This window comes from Neobacillus niacini (assembly GCF_030817595.1).
Lineage (GTDB): Bacteria > Bacillota > Bacilli > Bacillales > Cytobacillaceae > Neobacillus > Neobacillus niacini_G.
The window spans coordinates 5,250,401-5,265,541 of the sequence record NZ_JAUSZN010000001.1; the positions used below are offsets into that span (position 1 = coordinate 5,250,401).

The 15,141-nt window shown below is 41.4% G+C and carries 14 protein-coding genes; 12 read left to right on the plus strand and 2 right to left on the minus strand.

Going from position 1 to position 15,141, the window contains the following annotated elements:
- Positions 1 to 72 precede the first annotated feature (72 nt).
- Positions 73 to 366 (plus strand): DUF5658 family protein, encoded by a 294-nt coding sequence (locus QFZ31_RS33890; RefSeq protein WP_373459935.1) that lies wholly within the window; start codon positions 73 to 75, stop codon positions 364 to 366.
- Positions 367 to 403: 37 nt separating this feature from the next.
- Here the strand turns inward: QFZ31_RS33890 and QFZ31_RS24775 are convergent, their stop codons facing one another.
- Positions 404 to 904 carry a sigma-70 family RNA polymerase sigma factor gene (locus tag QFZ31_RS24775; protein ID WP_307308113.1) on the minus strand — a complete coding sequence of 167 codons (501 nt, stop codon included), beginning with the start codon at positions 902 to 904 and terminating at the stop codon, positions 404 to 406.
- Between the two features lie 372 nt (positions 905 to 1,276).
- Here QFZ31_RS24775 and QFZ31_RS24780 point away from each other — a divergent pair, with 372 nt between their 5' ends.
- The 11 genes from QFZ31_RS24780 (at position 1,277) to QFZ31_RS24830 (ending at position 12,821) form a co-directional block, all read left to right on the plus strand.
- The gene (locus tag QFZ31_RS24780) at positions 1,277 to 1,798 is read left to right on the plus strand and encodes a DUF6241 domain-containing protein (protein WP_307308115.1); all 522 of its coding nucleotides are present in this window, start codon (positions 1,277 to 1,279) and stop codon (positions 1,796 to 1,798) included.
- Positions 1,799 to 1,993: 195 nt separating this feature from the next.
- Positions 1,994 to 2,464, plus strand: coding sequence for a hypothetical protein (locus tag QFZ31_RS24785; protein WP_307308118.1), 471 nt, complete (start codon positions 1,994 to 1,996; stop codon positions 2,462 to 2,464).
- 139 nt (positions 2,465 to 2,603) lie between these two features.
- On the plus strand, positions 2,604 to 3,578 hold the full coding sequence (locus QFZ31_RS24790; protein WP_307308120.1) for a ring-cleaving dioxygenase: 975 nt from the start codon (positions 2,604 to 2,606) through the stop codon (positions 3,576 to 3,578).
- A gap of 224 nt (positions 3,579 to 3,802) precedes the next feature.
- Positions 3,803 to 4,270 (plus strand): RNA polymerase sigma factor, encoded by a 468-nt coding sequence (locus QFZ31_RS24795; RefSeq protein WP_307308123.1) that lies wholly within the window; start codon positions 3,803 to 3,805, stop codon positions 4,268 to 4,270.
- Complete coding sequence (locus tag QFZ31_RS24800) at positions 4,270 to 5,475, plus strand: hypothetical protein (RefSeq protein WP_307308126.1); 1,206 nt, start codon at positions 4,270 to 4,272, stop codon at positions 5,473 to 5,475. The genes QFZ31_RS24795 and QFZ31_RS24800 overlap by 1 nt, the downstream gene beginning before the upstream one ends.
- Positions 5,476 to 6,003: 528 nt before the next feature.
- Positions 6,004 to 7,017, plus strand: a complete 1,014-nt coding sequence (locus QFZ31_RS24805; RefSeq protein WP_307308128.1) for an ABC transporter ATP-binding protein — start codon at positions 6,004 to 6,006, stop codon at positions 7,015 to 7,017.
- On the plus strand, positions 7,014 to 7,958 hold the full coding sequence (locus QFZ31_RS24810; RefSeq protein WP_307308132.1) for an ABC transporter ATP-binding protein: 945 nt from the start codon (positions 7,014 to 7,016) through the stop codon (positions 7,956 to 7,958). Before QFZ31_RS24805 ends, QFZ31_RS24810 begins: the two co-directional genes overlap by 4 nt.
- A 42-nt stretch (positions 7,959 to 8,000) precedes the next feature.
- Positions 8,001 to 9,005: an ABC transporter permease gene (locus tag QFZ31_RS24815; protein ID WP_306076555.1), complete on the plus strand. Its 1,005-nt coding sequence runs from the start codon at positions 8,001 to 8,003 to the stop codon at positions 9,003 to 9,005.
- A gap of 16 nt (positions 9,006 to 9,021) precedes the next feature.
- Positions 9,022 to 9,918 carry an ABC transporter permease gene (locus QFZ31_RS24820; protein ID WP_307308138.1) on the plus strand — a complete coding sequence of 299 codons (897 nt, stop codon included), beginning with the start codon at positions 9,022 to 9,024 and terminating at the stop codon, positions 9,916 to 9,918.
- A gap of 124 nt (positions 9,919 to 10,042) precedes the next feature.
- A complete protein-coding gene (locus tag QFZ31_RS24825; RefSeq protein ID WP_307308141.1) occupies positions 10,043 to 11,674 on the plus strand; it encodes an ABC transporter substrate-binding protein in 1,632 nt (543 codons plus the stop codon).
- A 79-nt stretch (positions 11,675 to 11,753) separates the two neighbouring features.
- The gene (locus QFZ31_RS24830; RefSeq protein WP_307311783.1) at positions 11,754 to 12,821 is read left to right on the plus strand and encodes a M42 family metallopeptidase; all 1,068 of its coding nucleotides are present in this window, start codon (positions 11,754 to 11,756) and stop codon (positions 12,819 to 12,821) included.
- A gap of 164 nt (positions 12,822 to 12,985) precedes the next feature.
- Here QFZ31_RS24830 and QFZ31_RS24835 read toward each other — a convergent pair whose 3' ends face one another.
- Complete coding sequence (locus QFZ31_RS24835; RefSeq protein WP_307308144.1) at positions 12,986 to 15,016, minus strand: molybdopterin oxidoreductase family protein; 2,031 nt, start codon at positions 15,014 to 15,016, stop codon at positions 12,986 to 12,988.
- Positions 15,017 to 15,141 lie beyond the last annotated feature (125 nt).

The window sequence follows — 15,141 nt, forward strand, 5'->3', positions numbered from 1 at the left end:
ATTAAGAAGGATATCCTGCTAGTGAAAAGGAAATTCGTTATTAGGAACAACTTCGGAGGTGAGGGTACTGTGGTGTTGCTTTTTCATTATTTATCTCTATTAAATATATTTGATGCGTTCATTACATACTTTGGATTGGAAAACTCATTGATACAGGAATCGAACCCGCTGATGAGTAGAATATATGAGGCAGATCCGGCTTTGTTTCTGATTACCAAGATGGCATTTTCGCTGTGTCTTTATTTGTTTATTCTTTTTAAAAAAGTACCAACATCCTCCCTTACAAAGGGACTCACTGTCTTTGCCACAAGCTTTTATACCTTGGTATTCTTCCTCCATTGCTACTGGCTCGTTGTCCTCATTTAAAGGTGCCTATCCATTGTAATAACAGGCACCTTTTTACTTAGGCTATTGGGATTTGATTACGTCCCATAGATAATTTTAATTTGTCACGAGCTCCTTTCCGCCAACTTTTTACTGCAGATGGTGACACCTTTTCCTTTTCGGCAATTTCATTTATGCTCAAGCCTTCCAGTACTGTTAGTAAGAGCCATTTTCTTTGATTGGGTGTTAGAGTTTGACAATGCTGAAGAAGTATATCCTCCACCAAAGGTTCCTCTGTATAAGGGGCCACGGTATTATCCCAAAATTCATTCTCTGGATAAAAGGTTCTCTCCAATACCTTGGTTTCCCTTGTCAATTCCATGAGTATATAGCCTTTTATATAGTGATAGGCGTAGGTGGGAAAGTTCCCTTTTGCTGGGTCGAATCGCTTGCTTGCCTCCCAAAGGGCGATTAGACCGTTCTGGCGAAATTCATCCCTATTTTTATAAATGTGAAGTGAGTACATAATTCGCTCAATCACTGCTTCATATTGAATGGCTAACCGATCAAAGCTTTCCAAGGATGGTCCCTTTCAGAAAGCGCGCTTTTCATTTTATTCCCGGGTACCTTTACTTTATAGGGAAACGTAAAGCGCATCGAATGGCGATGATTTATATAACTACTTGATAATTGTCAGAACAATCACGTTTTGTGCGATTAATTAAATTTAGTTAGGTTAATTTGCATTTTTGGCTAATTATCAGTCAATTTGCTGTTTTTTACTTTTGCAAAAAAACGGAGGCAACCTATGTTGAGAGGGAAAGCATTTATTTCTTGATATCCTAGTTAATTATTAATGGTACAAGTGTCTGGGATAATTTTGTATAATTAATAAAAATTGGGCTTTTGCCTAAACGAAATTAGATAGATTAGGTTTAAGGGGGAGAGCGCAATGAAAAAATGGAAAGTGTGGGGTCCTATCGTAGGGATTCTAGCCTGTATTGTGGGGGTCTATTTTTATTTAAGTGAAGACCGCGGGCTGGAATTAAATGTGAAGAAAAATGATCCTGTTGCTGCGAAAGAGGCACAAACAAAAATCGATAAAAGCTTTGAGACTCCTGTAGCAAGTAAGGTGACGGAAGAATATGAAACGATGAGTAATGCGGAACTAGTACAAGAGGTTCACAATATGACACATCAGAAGGTGGAGGCAGACAAAAAATGGGGTGCCTCCGAAATCACCGCCGATAAAGTTCAGACATTATTTAATGTAATAAAAAATAAGGACTTCCAAAATGGCAGTACAAAAGATATGCTTCTAGCAATCTTAGAACCGTGGATCCGAAAAGACTTCAGTAATGCCGTAAGCGCTCACAACCGCATCTGGTCCTCCCAAAACGGAAACATCGGCAAAGCCACCCGTCTACTCACCCCTCAGGAAGAACTAGAATATATTGAGAAACAATTTCGCTGATGTGACAATGATGATGGTGAAAATGTAGATGATGACAGTGCTGCTGATGACAACGATGATGGTGACAGGCACCGCTCGTGGACACTGTCCACCTTAGGCGGACAGATAGGTCGAATCTGAACCCGAACTTATTAATATTTGGACGAGGCTGGACATAGTCTTTAGTATGGGGAGTCTGTATTAAAGGAGAGGTACATGTCTAGGAAATCCACGTCGATTAAAGGTTTTGTAATGGGAATGGTGCTGCTTGTTTGTATCGTTACTGTTTTTATGCTCATAAGGGGTGCTTGGTTTTCGCCCGTTCAAGAGGCAGCAGCTGTGGTGGAGGAGTTTTATTTGTTTGAACAGGAGGGAGAATTTTCTTCGTCCTGGGAGCTTTTTCATTCAACTATGAAGGAAAGGTTCAAAAAAGGGCATTATATTCAAGACAGGGCCCACGTGTTCATGAACCACTTTGGCGTCGAAACGTTTGACTTTGTGATGAGTGAACCCGAAAAAATTGATCAATGGAAATTGTCCGAAACAGGACCATCCATGGAAAACGTCTATAAGATTCTTGTTACCCAAACCTATAAGGGAACATACGGAAACTTTGACCTGGAACAAGAAGTCTTTGCTGTTCAAGAAAAAAACGAGTGGAAAATTGTGTGGAATTATAACCAGTAAACAGGGTGACAACACTCCCTCCGTGGATAGTAATATCTGTTTGATTCACTGATATTGACGGAGGGAACCATTTTCAGGTATAATTATCTCGGATTCGAGATAATTATACGCTAATGAAGTTCGTTTAGGAGGTCATTAAATGAAGCTGTTAGGTTTACATCATGTTTCGATCTTAACGGGTAAGGCGGAGAGGAACTTTCAATTTTATACAAAGATCTTAGGTTTGAGGTTGATTAAGAAAACAGTCAACCAAGATAATACAGAATCTTATCATTTGTTTTATGGTGACGCGAAGGGGAGTCCAGGGACAGAGATAACATTCTTTGATATTCCTGGATTGGGACATACGTATCCAGGTGTCGGCAGTATTTCATCTACCTCACTGCGTGTGAAGGACACGAAAGCGCTCCACTACTGGGAAGATCGTTTTAAGCAGTTTGGGATTCAATATGGGCAGATTGAGAAACGAAATAATCGTGATTCCCTTGCGTTTCAGGATTATGAGGGCACGCGTTTAGTTTTAGTGGCAGATAACGGTGAAGAAGGAGTTCGTGCTGGTGTTCCTTGGGACAAAACTGATGTCCCAGTAGAGCATGCCATCATTGGTTTGGGTCCTGTTACCTTAACGGTTGGTGTTCCGGACAAAACGGTTAAAGTATTAACTGAAGTATTGGGCTTTACACAGGCTGGCACATATCCATCACTCGCAGGGGATTTCCCGGATATTCTGGTTTTTACAACAGGTGAAGGCGGCTCTGGAGCAGAGGTGCATATCGAGACGAGACCGGATTTGCCTAGGGAGCGGCCAGGCCGGGGAAGTGTTCATCATGTGGCCTTTCGTGTTCCCAATGAGGAAGAATATGACTATTGGGTACAGAGAATCGCCGCATCGGGTCTCATGAATTCAGGTAAAGTGGAACGTTATTACTTCAAAGCACTCTATATCCGTGAACCAAATCATATCCTTTTTGAATTATCAACAGACACTCCAGGTTTCGATGTGGATGAACCTATTGAAACATTGGGGGAAAAGCTTGCACTTCCGCCATTTCTGGAACCCCGCCGTGCAGATATTGAAGCGAAGCTAAGACCATTAGAGTTAGATAGTAAATAGTCCATGAAGACAGGGACCATATAAATATGGAACTTGTCTTTTTTCTTGGCTCCATCTTCCATCTATATTAATCTATAGAAAAATCCACTTTTTAAATTTTTTTAAAAATTCTCCAACACTTTTCTTTCCTCAATCGTTATCTACATGAAAGCGGCAAAAACAACCGATGGAAGCAACACATGATTTTCACTGAATAATAAAAATGATAAAAGTGAGTGGTCAACGTGAAGGTCGAAGTGAGTGATTTATATGAAAAGTTCAAAGATGATCTTTTCCGTTTTGCCCGTTCCATTGCAAGGCATGGGCAGGAGGCAAATGACCTCGTTCAGGACGCAATGATCAAGTCGCTAAATGAACCAGAGCTGCTCAGCCTGCCGGAATATAAGCAGCGAGCATGGTTTTTTCGGGTCATGAAAAACAGGTTGATCGATGACCGCCGGAAAGAACAACGATTGACACAGTGGGAGGAAGATTTGGATTTTCCTATCCAGCTGGGTGTCAGTCACCTAGAAATAACCGATTTACTTAGACATTTGCCACAGGATTTAAGTGATTTAATTTTTAAAAGATATTGGTTAGGACTATCCAGTCAGGAAATTGGCGGTCAGTTTGGGGTTCCGGCCTCAACGGTACGCTATAAGCTTCATCTTGCTATTAAGCGATTGAGAACGATTTTAGAGGAGGAAAAATAATGAGTCAACGAATTGGAAATGTGGGATTACTAAATTTGGTTAACGCTACGGAAGAGAGTATTAAAGGTGTAGAACGGATTGAAAATGTCGGTCTCGTTCTTTATGGGAAAGATAATGCGCATCTCCTAACTCGCTTAAATATTGGAAATATCGGGTCGAGCTTAGAGGTACCATCTGGTTACCGCCTGTATAACGGAGTTCTAAATCTGGATCAAAACTATCTGTCCTCCATTGTTGAGCCAGTCCTTCTTTTAGTAAATGGTGTGGTAATTATTGATTGGAATGTTCAACCGGACCAGATTCAAGCAGGGAATTTAAACTTGATGGTAAACGGAAAAGTGTACTGCCCTGGACATTTATCTGGAGTCTCCGGCAGCATGTTAACAAAAAATAACGGAGCAGTTGAAACCTATCATAGTGCACCGCCAAGATTAGAAAATGGTAAATTTACATTGACGAATTCCTTTTTACAATCAGTAGATGAACCTTTATTTTTAGTTGTAAATGGATTGCTAACTTTTGCGCAGGATCTGAATCTAGATCTATTTAATGAGAAAATTAATAAGTTAGAAGTGAATGGGAAGATTGAAATCTTTGAAACTCAAGAAGCTTATTTATATAAAAAAGCAGCTTCTTTAACAACCTGTAAAGTGGAAGTCATTCCTGCTGGATATGAGGTTTTGGGTAAACCGCTGCGCTTAAATGGCCGTTCGATTCGGAGATTCCAACAGAAAAAATGGTTTACCAATAAACCGGTTATTATAGAGAGCGATGTTTCTAGAGAAATGCTAACAAAAGCAGTGGAAAAAATTCATTCTACTTCTGTTATCATTTGTCACGAGGAAGTCGAGGACCTCGTTTATGAACGATTAAGTCTCATGGAAACAGAAGTTTTGTCTTACAAAAACAACTTTATCTTAATTGAAGGGGAAGAAATATGGTCAAACGACCAATTCCTAGCCTTAGACCAGCCAGCTACTTTCATTGTTAACGGCCAGCTTGTCCTTGATAGGGATGTAAGTGAAGAGGTGCTACGCTCCAAAGTATCTACATTAGATATCTTAGGTGAAGTCGTTGTTCGCGAAAAGAAACAAAAAGGCGTCCTTCAAAACATCATTCGACTAAATACAGGCACAGTAGAAGAAGAAAAAGGTAAAGAAGAAACCGGTGCGACGCTTCAAAATATTGGAGAGCTCTCACTATAAACACGATAACACAAAACCCCAAGCGAACTTGCCTCGCTTGGGGCTTTTAATGGGGCGGTGCCTGTCACCGCCCGTGGACACTTTCCACCTGGGGTGGACACAGTTGTGTGCTGGATGGGGAATGTTGAACCAGTATAACCTTAAAAGCCTTTTGTCTACAATCTGAGACAAAGGCTTTTTTGCCTTTGCCATTTATGATATTTATATCGATAATAACAATTTTTTTGAAACGTCTGTAAGCGCAACCATTATTGTTATTTCGGTAATCGGAGTATTTATCTTTCGGTACTAGAGAGTTTCGGGTCACAAAATATTGTAGAATATTTTTTATTATTGATATATAATACTGATTAATCTAAATATAACTTTTATTTTAAATATTCTCTTTTTTTATTTTTTTTAAAAACCCTACTATATAGCTGTTTTGAAGCCTTTTCTAATCATGTATAACATTATTTAAATACAAAAAATATTCTAAATTATATAATAATTTTGACAAGAGATGTTATTGAAAGGAGAGTATTGTTAATGAGCAAAGCGGTCTTAGAAGTCAATAATTTAATGACATCCTTTTTTACAGATAACGGAGAAGTGGCAGCTGTAGATGATGTCAGTTTCCACATCAACGAGGGAGAAATCCTTGGCATTGTCGGCGAGTCTGGATGCGGTAAGTCAGTAACCTCGCTCTCAGTTATGGGGTTAGTTCCCAATCCGCCCGGCAAGATTGTGGGCGGAGAAATTCTTTATAAAGGTGAGGATTTAACGAAAGCATCGGAAAAACGGATGCGGGAAATTCGCGGCAATGATATTACCATGATATTTCAGGAACCCATGACCTCCTTAAATCCCCTATTTACGATAGGGGACCAGATTATGGAAACGATTCGCTTACATAACAAATGGAATAAAAAACAAATTAGAGAACGTGCAATTGAGATTCTCGAACTAGTTGGCTTACCCCGCGCAAACGAGCTGATCAACGAATATCCACATCAATTATCGGGCGGAATGCGGCAGCGGGTCATGATTGCCATGGCGATGGTTTGTAACCCGCAGCTATTGATTGCGGATGAGCCGACAACAGCACTGGATGTAACCATTCAAGCGCAAATTTTAAAATTGATGAAGCAGCTGAATAAAGACTATAACACGGCGATTATGATGATTACCCATGACCTAGGGGTTGTCGCGGAGGTTTGCTCACGGATTGTCGTGATGTATGCAGGAAAGGTCGTAGAGGAAGGCGATATTGAAACCATCTTTAAAAATCCAAAGCATCCGTATACAGTTGGTCTTATTAAATCCGTTCCGGATATGCGAAAAAAAGTTGAGCGCCTTTATTCCATTCCAGGAAACGTACCGAAGCCAGGTAGCATAAAAGAAGGCTGCCGTTTTGCAGCACGATGTGAACATGCTTTTGAGCGCTGTATGACAGAATCTCCTGAATTATATCAGACTAGTGGAGGACAGAAGGTCAGATGCTTCCTTCATGAACAAGAACAGCAACTAGATTCTAACAAACAAGGGGTTGTATCTGTATGACAGAGACTATCTTGCAGGTTACCAATTTAAAGAAACATTTTCCGATTACCGGCGGTGTATTTGGTAAAAAGGTCGGCGAAATGAAAGCAGTAGACGGTGTTTCTTTTTCAGTAAAAGAAGGAGAAACATTGGGAATTGTAGGAGAAAGCGGCTGTGGAAAGTCAACAACAGGAAGAATGCTGCTTCGATTGATTGAGCCGACGGATGGACAAATACTATTTAATAATCAGGACTTAAGAACCCTTCCACAAAAAGAAATGCGAAGAGTAAGACGGAATATTCAAATGGTCTTCCAAGATCCCTTCGCCTCATTAAATCCCAGACACACAGTGGAAAAGATTCTCGAAGAGCCATTGATTGTACATGGAATCGGGGATACTGCAGAGAGGAAACAAAAGGTCAAAGAGATGCTGGAAGTGGTAGGATTATCAAGCTATCACGCCAAGCGTTATCCGCATCAATTCAGCGGAGGGCAGCGGCAGCGGATTGGCATAGCCCGGGCGTTAATGACAAATCCGAAACTTATTATCGCGGATGAGCCAGTTTCTGCACTGGATGTATCGATTCAATCACAGGTTCTTAATCTATTAAAAGATTTGCAAAAAGAGTTTAAGCTGACTTACATCTTTATCGCTCATGATCTTGGGGTTGTCCGTCATATCAGTGACCGCGTTGGCGTTATGTATAAGGGACGTATTGTCGAACTTGCCGAAAGTGAAAAAATCTATCAAAGGCCAATGCATCCTTATACCCAGCAGCTGTTATCTGCCGTACCTATCCCTGATCCGGATTATTATAAGGCGGGGGCGGCAAGTGCGGTACAGTTTGGCCAATTGCCAGAAGAGTATTATGTAGATGAGTCTTGGAAGGACATAAAAGCAGATCGTCCAGGTTTAGTGGAGGTTGAACCAGGACATTTTGTAGCTTGCCATACGAGGTAACACAATAGATTACTAGTTTCTAAAAAGAGGGGGAGGGAAACAATGCTTACATACACAATTCGCCGCCTGCTAATGCTGATTCCTGTCCTGTTTGGTATGACATTAGTGGTGTTCTTTATCATAAGGGCAATTCCTGGGGACCCAGCTCAGGTAATTTTAGGGCAGCAGGCAACGAAGGAAGCCATTGCAGCGTTAACGGAGAAATTAGGACTAAACGATCCATGGTATATACAATTTGTTGAATATGTAAAGGGATTATTGACGGGAGATTTGGGTGAGTCGTTAAGAAGTTCAACTCCAATCAGTGAAGAAATCTGGCCATACCTTGCTGCGACGTTAGAGTTATCGTTAGCAGCTATGATTATCGCTATTGTAATCGGGGTAAATGCTGGCATTATCAGTGCTTGGTTCCAAAATTCATGGTTTGACTATATCGCCATGGTAGTAGCACTTATTGGTATTTCAATTCCCGTTTTCTGGCTTGGTCTGATGGAACAATGGTTATTCTCTCTAGAATTAGGATGGCTGCCGTCAACGGGCAGAGAAAATGTCCGTGATCCTGTTGAAGCCATTACCAACTTATATCTAATTGATACTCTACTTAACGGAAGATGGGATCAGTTTGGAGAGGTTGTAAGACATTTAATCTTGCCAAGTGTTACGTTAGCGACGATTCCAATGGCGATTATTGCAAGAATCACACGTTCAAGTATGTTAGAAGTTATGCGTTCTGACTATATCCGAACAGCCCGTGCAAAAGGAATGAGAATGTTTTGGGTTGTGTACAAACACTCCTTAAAAAATGCTGTTATTCCTGTATTAACTGTAATTGGTCTTCAAATCGGCCTGCTATTGGGTGGAGCGATTTTAACTGAAACGATATTTGGCTGGCCTGGAATCGGACGATATATATATGAAGCCATTGGATATCGTGATTATCCTGTCATCCAATCCGGCATTCTTATTATTGCTGCAATCTTCATTCTAATCAACCTAGTAGTGGACCTTCTGTACGTTGCTATTGATCCACGAATTAAATACAACTAAGGGGAGGTGGCCGGCCATGGCTGTTTTAGCAAAAAGTAAAAATGATATTGTTCTTAGCAACCAAGAGGAAGTAGTTTCCCCAGGCAGGGAGGCTTGGAAAAGCTTTAAGAAAAATAAATTTGCCCTTGTTGGTGCAGGGATTGTTGTATTTTTTATCATTATTGCAATATTGGCACCTGTGATTGCCCCTTATGGAGTAAATGAACAAGTGCTTTCCAATCGAAATGCGCCTCCTTCTGCCGACCATTGGTTTGGGACCGATGACTTCGGAAGGGATATCTTATCGCGTGTAATGTTTGGATCACGAATATCATTATGGGTAGGATTTGTCGCCGTAATGGGCTCGATTGTCATCGGCTGTTTTCTCGGTATCATTGCCGGGTATTATGGCCGTTGGATTGATACGCTGATCTCTAGAATTTTTGATATTATGCTTGCGTTCCCTAGTATTCTATTAGCGATTGCTGTTGTTGCTGTGTTAGGTCCTTCCCTGCAAAATGCATTAATAGCAATAGCGTTAATAAATGTACCGAACTTCGGAAGACTGATTCGCTCGAAGGTACTGAGTGTAAAACAAGAGGAATATATTATGGCGGCTAAAGCCATTGGGATGAGTGATGCACGCATTTTATTTCATCATGTATTACCAAATAGTTTAGCTCCAATCATCGTCCAAGGTACTCTGGCGATTGCAACGGCCATCATCGAAGCGGCAGCCCTTGGATTCCTTGGAATGGGGGCACAGCCGCCAGAGCCTGAGTGGGGTAAAATGCTTGCCGATTCAAGACAGTATATCATACAAGCGCCATGGACTGTTCTTTTTCCAGGGGTTGCAATTATGCTGACGGTACTCGGTTTCAACTTAATGGGCGATGGGCTGAGAGATGCCTTGGACCCAAGAATGAAAAGCTAGTAAGGTACGGATGAACGTTCTATTGCCTAGAATGATTAGCCGGGTATTAATATAAGAAATTCGGTAAAATGCAGGCAGAACACTGCCTAGCTTTTATATAAAAAAACAACAGGGGGAACAAATTATGAAACGCAAATCTTCATTTATCGTAAGTATTTTGTTAGTGCTTTCCTTGATCCTTTCTGCTTGCGGCGGAGGCGGGAATAATGAAGCCGCCGGCGGGAATAGCGAAAATAGCGGGCCAAAAGAAGGCGGTACACTCATCTATGCACGTGGAGCAGACTCCATTTCCTTAGATCCGATTAATGTAACAGACGGTGAGTCTACTCGTGTAACCACGCATATTTTTGAAACATTGTTTGTTTATGATGACAAGCTGGAATTACAACCAAAATTGGCAGAGTCATATGAAACGTCTGAAGATGGGTTGACATGGACAATTAAGCTGAAAAAGGGAATTAAATTCCAAGATGGCACTGATTTCAATGCCGATGCAGTAGTGTTTAACTGGGAACGCTGGATGGATCCGGCAAACCCATATCACCAAGGAGATTTCCCTTACTACCCATTCCTTTACGGCGGATTTAAGGGTGATCCAAAACATAAGGTTGAACACGTAAAAGCACTTGACGAATCAACAGTTGAATTCAAACTTACTGAGCCAACCGCTCCATTTATCAGCTACTTAGCGATTCAGATGTTTGGTATCGCAAGTCCTGAAGCGATTAAAAAATACGGTGAAAAGTTTGGCGAGAACCCAGTTGGTACGGGTCCATTCAAGTTTGACAGCTGGAACCGTAATGACAAAATTGTCTTAAAAGCAAATGAAAATTATTCCGAAGAAGGTAAACCATACCTAGATGAAGTAATCTTCCGAGTTATTCCTGATAACTCTTCTCGTTTAACAGCTCTTCAAAGCGGTGAAGTAGATATCATTGACGGCTTAAATCCAGATGATGCTGATACAATTAAGGCTAACTCACAATTAAGTTTAGTAGAGCGCCCAAGCTTTAACATTGGTTATATGGTATTCAATACACAACTGGCGCCATTTGATAATGTAAAAGTACGTCAAGCAATTAATATGGCAATTGACAAGCAAGAGATTGTAGACGCATTCTACAATGGCTATGCAGAAGTAGCAAAAAACCCATTCCCACCTGGACTATGGGGTTATAACAATGACATCGAAGATTATAAGTATGATGTAAAAGCAGCGAAGAAATTACTTGCAGAAGCAGGTTATCCAGATGGCTTTAAAACTGAATTATGGGCGATGAGCAACCCAAGACCATATATGCCGCAGCCATTAAAGGTTGCCGAAGCGATACAGGCTGATTTAAAAGAGATTGGAATTGAGGCTGAAATCAAGACATATGAGTGGGCTACTTATCTTCAAAAATCAGGTAATGGTGAGCATACAATGGGATTATACGGCTGGACAGGCGTAATGGCTGACCCGGACAACTTCCTATATCCAAACCTTAGCAGCACAAATACACAAAAACCAGCAAGTAACCGTTCCTTCTATGTAAATGAAGAGTTTACAAGCTTACTAGATCAAGCACGTGTGACATTTGATCAAGAGGAGCGTGCGAAGTTGTACCAGCAGGCACAAGAGATTTTCCATGCGGATGCGCCTTGGGTAACACTTGCACATACAACTCCTCCATTAGGTCTAGCTGGTTACGTTGAGGGCTTCAAGCCGCACCCAATGGAAAAAGAAGACTTTACTGAAGTTTACTTGAATAAGTAATTTTGCGGGGATATTCCCAAAGGTAAAAAATTTAAATCCCTCACTTAGGTGGGGGGTTCTTTTTAGGAGTGAAATGATGATGTACGAACTATTGAAGAACTTATGTGATATCGTTGGTCCCAGCGGCTTCGAACAGGATGTACAGCGGTTTATTTTAAACGAAATCAAAGACTATGTAGATGAATATCATGTCGATGCAGTCGGTAATTTGATTGTGAAAAAGAAGGGAAATGATCCAAGTTATCCATCTTTAGTGATTGCTGCCCATACGGATGAAGTCGGCTTCATTGTTAAAAAAATTGAAGATAACGGCCTGCTGCGCTTTGAAAAACTAGGCGGACATGATGACCGATTCTTGAATTCCCTGCCAGTGAAAATCCGCTCAGATAGGGGGATAGTGGATGGTGTTATTGGAACAATTGCCATGCACTATGTTAAATGGGATGATCCGAAACGAGTTTCCTCGCATCGTGAGCTATATATTGATATCGGTGCTCGTTCTGCTGAGGATGCAAAAGAGATGGGTATTAAGGTCGGCCAGCCGATTTCATACGGGACAGAGTTTAAACGGATCGGAAACAATCGGGCTGTCGGGAAAGCGTTAGATGACCGTGCTGGCTGTGCCTTGTTAATCCGTCTGCTACAGGGCTTAAATGATACAGGGGCTAAGCATGGCGATATTTATGGCGCTTTTACGGTCCAAGAGGAGGTTGGTTTACGCGGAGCATCGGTTGTATCCAATGCCGTGCAGCCGGAATTTGCCTTAGCTCTTGATACAACACCAACAAGTGACACACCAGATGTTCTAATGACAGGGACAAGAGTTCTTGGAAACGGACCTTGCATTAAGATAGTTGATAAATCACTTATTGCTCATCCGCTTGTAACTGGACATTTGGAAAAAGTTGCCATAGAGGGTAACATCCCATATCAAATGGAAGTCTTCATGGGCATCGGAACAGATGCAGGAGCGATCCATATGACAAATAAGGGCGTAACAACCGGTGTCATTTCAATACCATCACGGTATACACATACGCCAATTGAGGTTGTTGATTTGGATGACATGGAAAACAGCTATAAACTACTGCACGATTTTGTGGTAACGTTAGATCAATTAAAAGGTAAGACGTTTTTAGATACATGATTTCTCAGGGGTGAGATTCGTTTTTGATTTTTACCAAAGGCTGCGAAGATAACGGAAAAAGTTGGTAAGACTAGATAAACTTGCTCCTTAATAAATCGCTCCCTGAATAACCAAAGTTGTAGAAAAAGGTGAAGGATTCCAGTCCTTCACCTTTTTCTATTTTATTACTTCATTTTTTCTACACTTACTCTTCCCGAAAAGAAGGTTGCGCCTCCGCCCATGTCGGCGATACGGTCAGGAGTTAGGGTGTTTACGAGCTGTTTTGTACCTTCTAAATCCGCCCAGAGTCCTTGGGTGACAACTACTCCTGGAAGGACGTTTTCGCCTACACTCACTTTTAACAGACATTCACCGCGCTGGTTCCAGATCCGGACCTGTTCACCATCTTCAATACCAGAAGCCTTAGCGTCCTTGCTATTCATATATAATCGTGGTGCCTTTTCAAGGCTGATGTGCTTTTGATTATTTGAAAAGGTAGAGTTTAAGAAATTATGATTGGGTGCAGGGATAAATTGATAAGGATGCTCTCCGTCATTAGTTAAGGGTATATAAGTTGGCAGTGGAGGATATCCATTTGCTTTCATCCGCTTTGAGTACAATTCAATTTTCCTGCTAGGTGTTCGCAACTTTCCTGGAAACAGTGGCTTTACCCACGCTTTCATAAACTGCTTCTCTACTAAAGTTTCAAAGTCCATTCCTTGCAAATACGGGTTGGCTGGTTGATTAAGTGCTTGTGCAATCATTTCTGCTTCTGTATCCTCAAATGCAGATTCTTCAAAGCCCATTCCTTTGGCCAAAAGACGGAAAACGTCTACATTGGATTTTGACTCTCCATAGACTTCTATGACTGGCTGCTGAATCTGAATGTAATGGTGCCAGTACGACGTGTAAACATCTGTATTCTCAAAAGACGATGTTGCAGGAAGGAGTATATCAGCGTATTTGGCGGTCTCGGTTAAAAATAAATCGTGAACCACGACAAATAAATCGTCACGCTCAAGCCCCTTTCTGACTTTATTCCCTTCAGGAGCAACTACCGCAGGGTTACAACTGTATACGTACAGTGATTTTACAGGCGGGTCCACTGTTAACAAAGCTTCTCCAAGCAAGTTCATATTAATTACCCGCGTCTGTTTATTTTTCAGTAATCTTGGAAGCTGCAGTTTTGTAGTGTTGGTCGTTAGAAACCCTGAATTTCCTTTTATGGCACCGCCGCCTTTGATGAGCCATTGACCTGTCAATGCCGGAAGACATGAAACCGTTCGGACAAACATACCGCCATTGTCATGGTGCTGCGGACCGTTGCCAATCCGAATAAAAGAAGGCGAGATAGTCCCATACATTCTAGCAAGCTTATAAATATCATCAACAGGAACACCTGTAATTTCTGATACTGTACTAGGATCATATTGAATAACATGCTCGCGAAGTTCCTCATATCCAACTGTATATTGGTGTAAAAAGGAAGAGTCCACCATGTTTTCAGCAAATAAAATATGCATGATTCCCAAAGCGAGAGCACTATCAGTCCCTGGTAAAATTGGAATAAACCAATCTGCTAATCTTCCAGTTTGGTTTTTATGCACATCAATAACCACAATTTGAGCGCCGTTGTTTTTGCGGGCTTTCTGAGCGAGTGCCACTTGGTGCATATTGGTACTAGCCGCGTTAATCCCCCAAAAGATTATCAACTTGGAATGAATCGTATCTTCTGGATCAATTCCGTAGCTGCCACCCATCGTGTATCTGTATCCAACAGAGCCAGCAGAAGAGCAGATACTCCGGTCCAATTGTGATGCGCCCATACGGTGAAAGAATCGGCGGTCCATCCCCTCCGCATTCAGCAGTCCCATGTTTCCATAAAAACTATAAGGGAGGATACTTTCTGGACCGTCTGATTCGATAAGTGTTTTCCACTTGGAAGTTATTGTAGCTATGGCTTCATCCCAGCTGATCCGTTCAAACTTACCCTCACCTTTAGCTCCAATTCTCCTCATAGGATATTTCAGACGGTTTTCATCATAAATCCTTGCCGCCATATTCCGAACCTTATTACAAATATTCCCCTTCGTCACAGGATGCTCCGGATCACCCTCAACCTTAACAATCCTTCCATCCTCTTTATGCAGCAGCAAACCACACTGATCCGGACAATCGAGCGGGCAAACAGATCTAAAAACGCCATTAAGTTCCATTGTAGGGTTGACCTCCTTTCTCGGTGCCTGTCACCATTTATACATCATTGTATAATCTTTTTCATGATATGACAGCTTTAAAGATGGAGCAAGTGCATAAAAAAATAAAGGCTTACTGATATTCT

What these genes read in the sequence shown, in the direction of transcription:
- QFZ31_RS24800 (WP_307308126.1), top strand. Translation starts at nt 4,270, where the DNA reads ATGAGTCAACGAATTGGAAATGTGGGATTACTAAATTTGGTTAACGCT.
- QFZ31_RS24830 (WP_307311783.1), top strand. Translation starts at nt 11,754, where the DNA reads ATGTACGAACTATTGAAGAACTTATGTGATATCGTTGGTCCCAGCGGC.
- QFZ31_RS24790 (WP_307308120.1), top strand. Translation starts at nt 2,604, where the DNA reads ATGAAGCTGTTAGGTTTACATCATGTTTCGATCTTAACGGGTAAGGCG.
- QFZ31_RS24820 (WP_307308138.1), top strand. Translation starts at nt 9,022, where the DNA reads ATGGCTGTTTTAGCAAAAAGTAAAAATGATATTGTTCTTAGCAACCAA.
- QFZ31_RS24785 (WP_307308118.1), top strand. Translation starts at nt 1,994, where the DNA reads ATGTCTAGGAAATCCACGTCGATTAAAGGTTTTGTAATGGGAATGGTG.
- QFZ31_RS24810 (WP_307308132.1), top strand. Translation starts at nt 7,014, where the DNA reads ATGACAGAGACTATCTTGCAGGTTACCAATTTAAAGAAACATTTTCCG.
- QFZ31_RS24805 (WP_307308128.1), top strand. Translation starts at nt 6,004, where the DNA reads ATGAGCAAAGCGGTCTTAGAAGTCAATAATTTAATGACATCCTTTTTT.
- QFZ31_RS24835 (WP_307308144.1), bottom strand. Translation starts at nt 15,016, where the DNA reads ATGGAACTTAATGGCGTTTTTAGATCTGTTTGCCCGCTCGATTGTCCG.
- QFZ31_RS24825 (WP_307308141.1), top strand. Translation starts at nt 10,043, where the DNA reads ATGAAACGCAAATCTTCATTTATCGTAAGTATTTTGTTAGTGCTTTCC.
- QFZ31_RS24815 (WP_306076555.1), top strand. Translation starts at nt 8,001, where the DNA reads ATGCTTACATACACAATTCGCCGCCTGCTAATGCTGATTCCTGTCCTG.
- QFZ31_RS24780 (WP_307308115.1), top strand. Translation starts at nt 1,277, where the DNA reads ATGAAAAAATGGAAAGTGTGGGGTCCTATCGTAGGGATTCTAGCCTGT.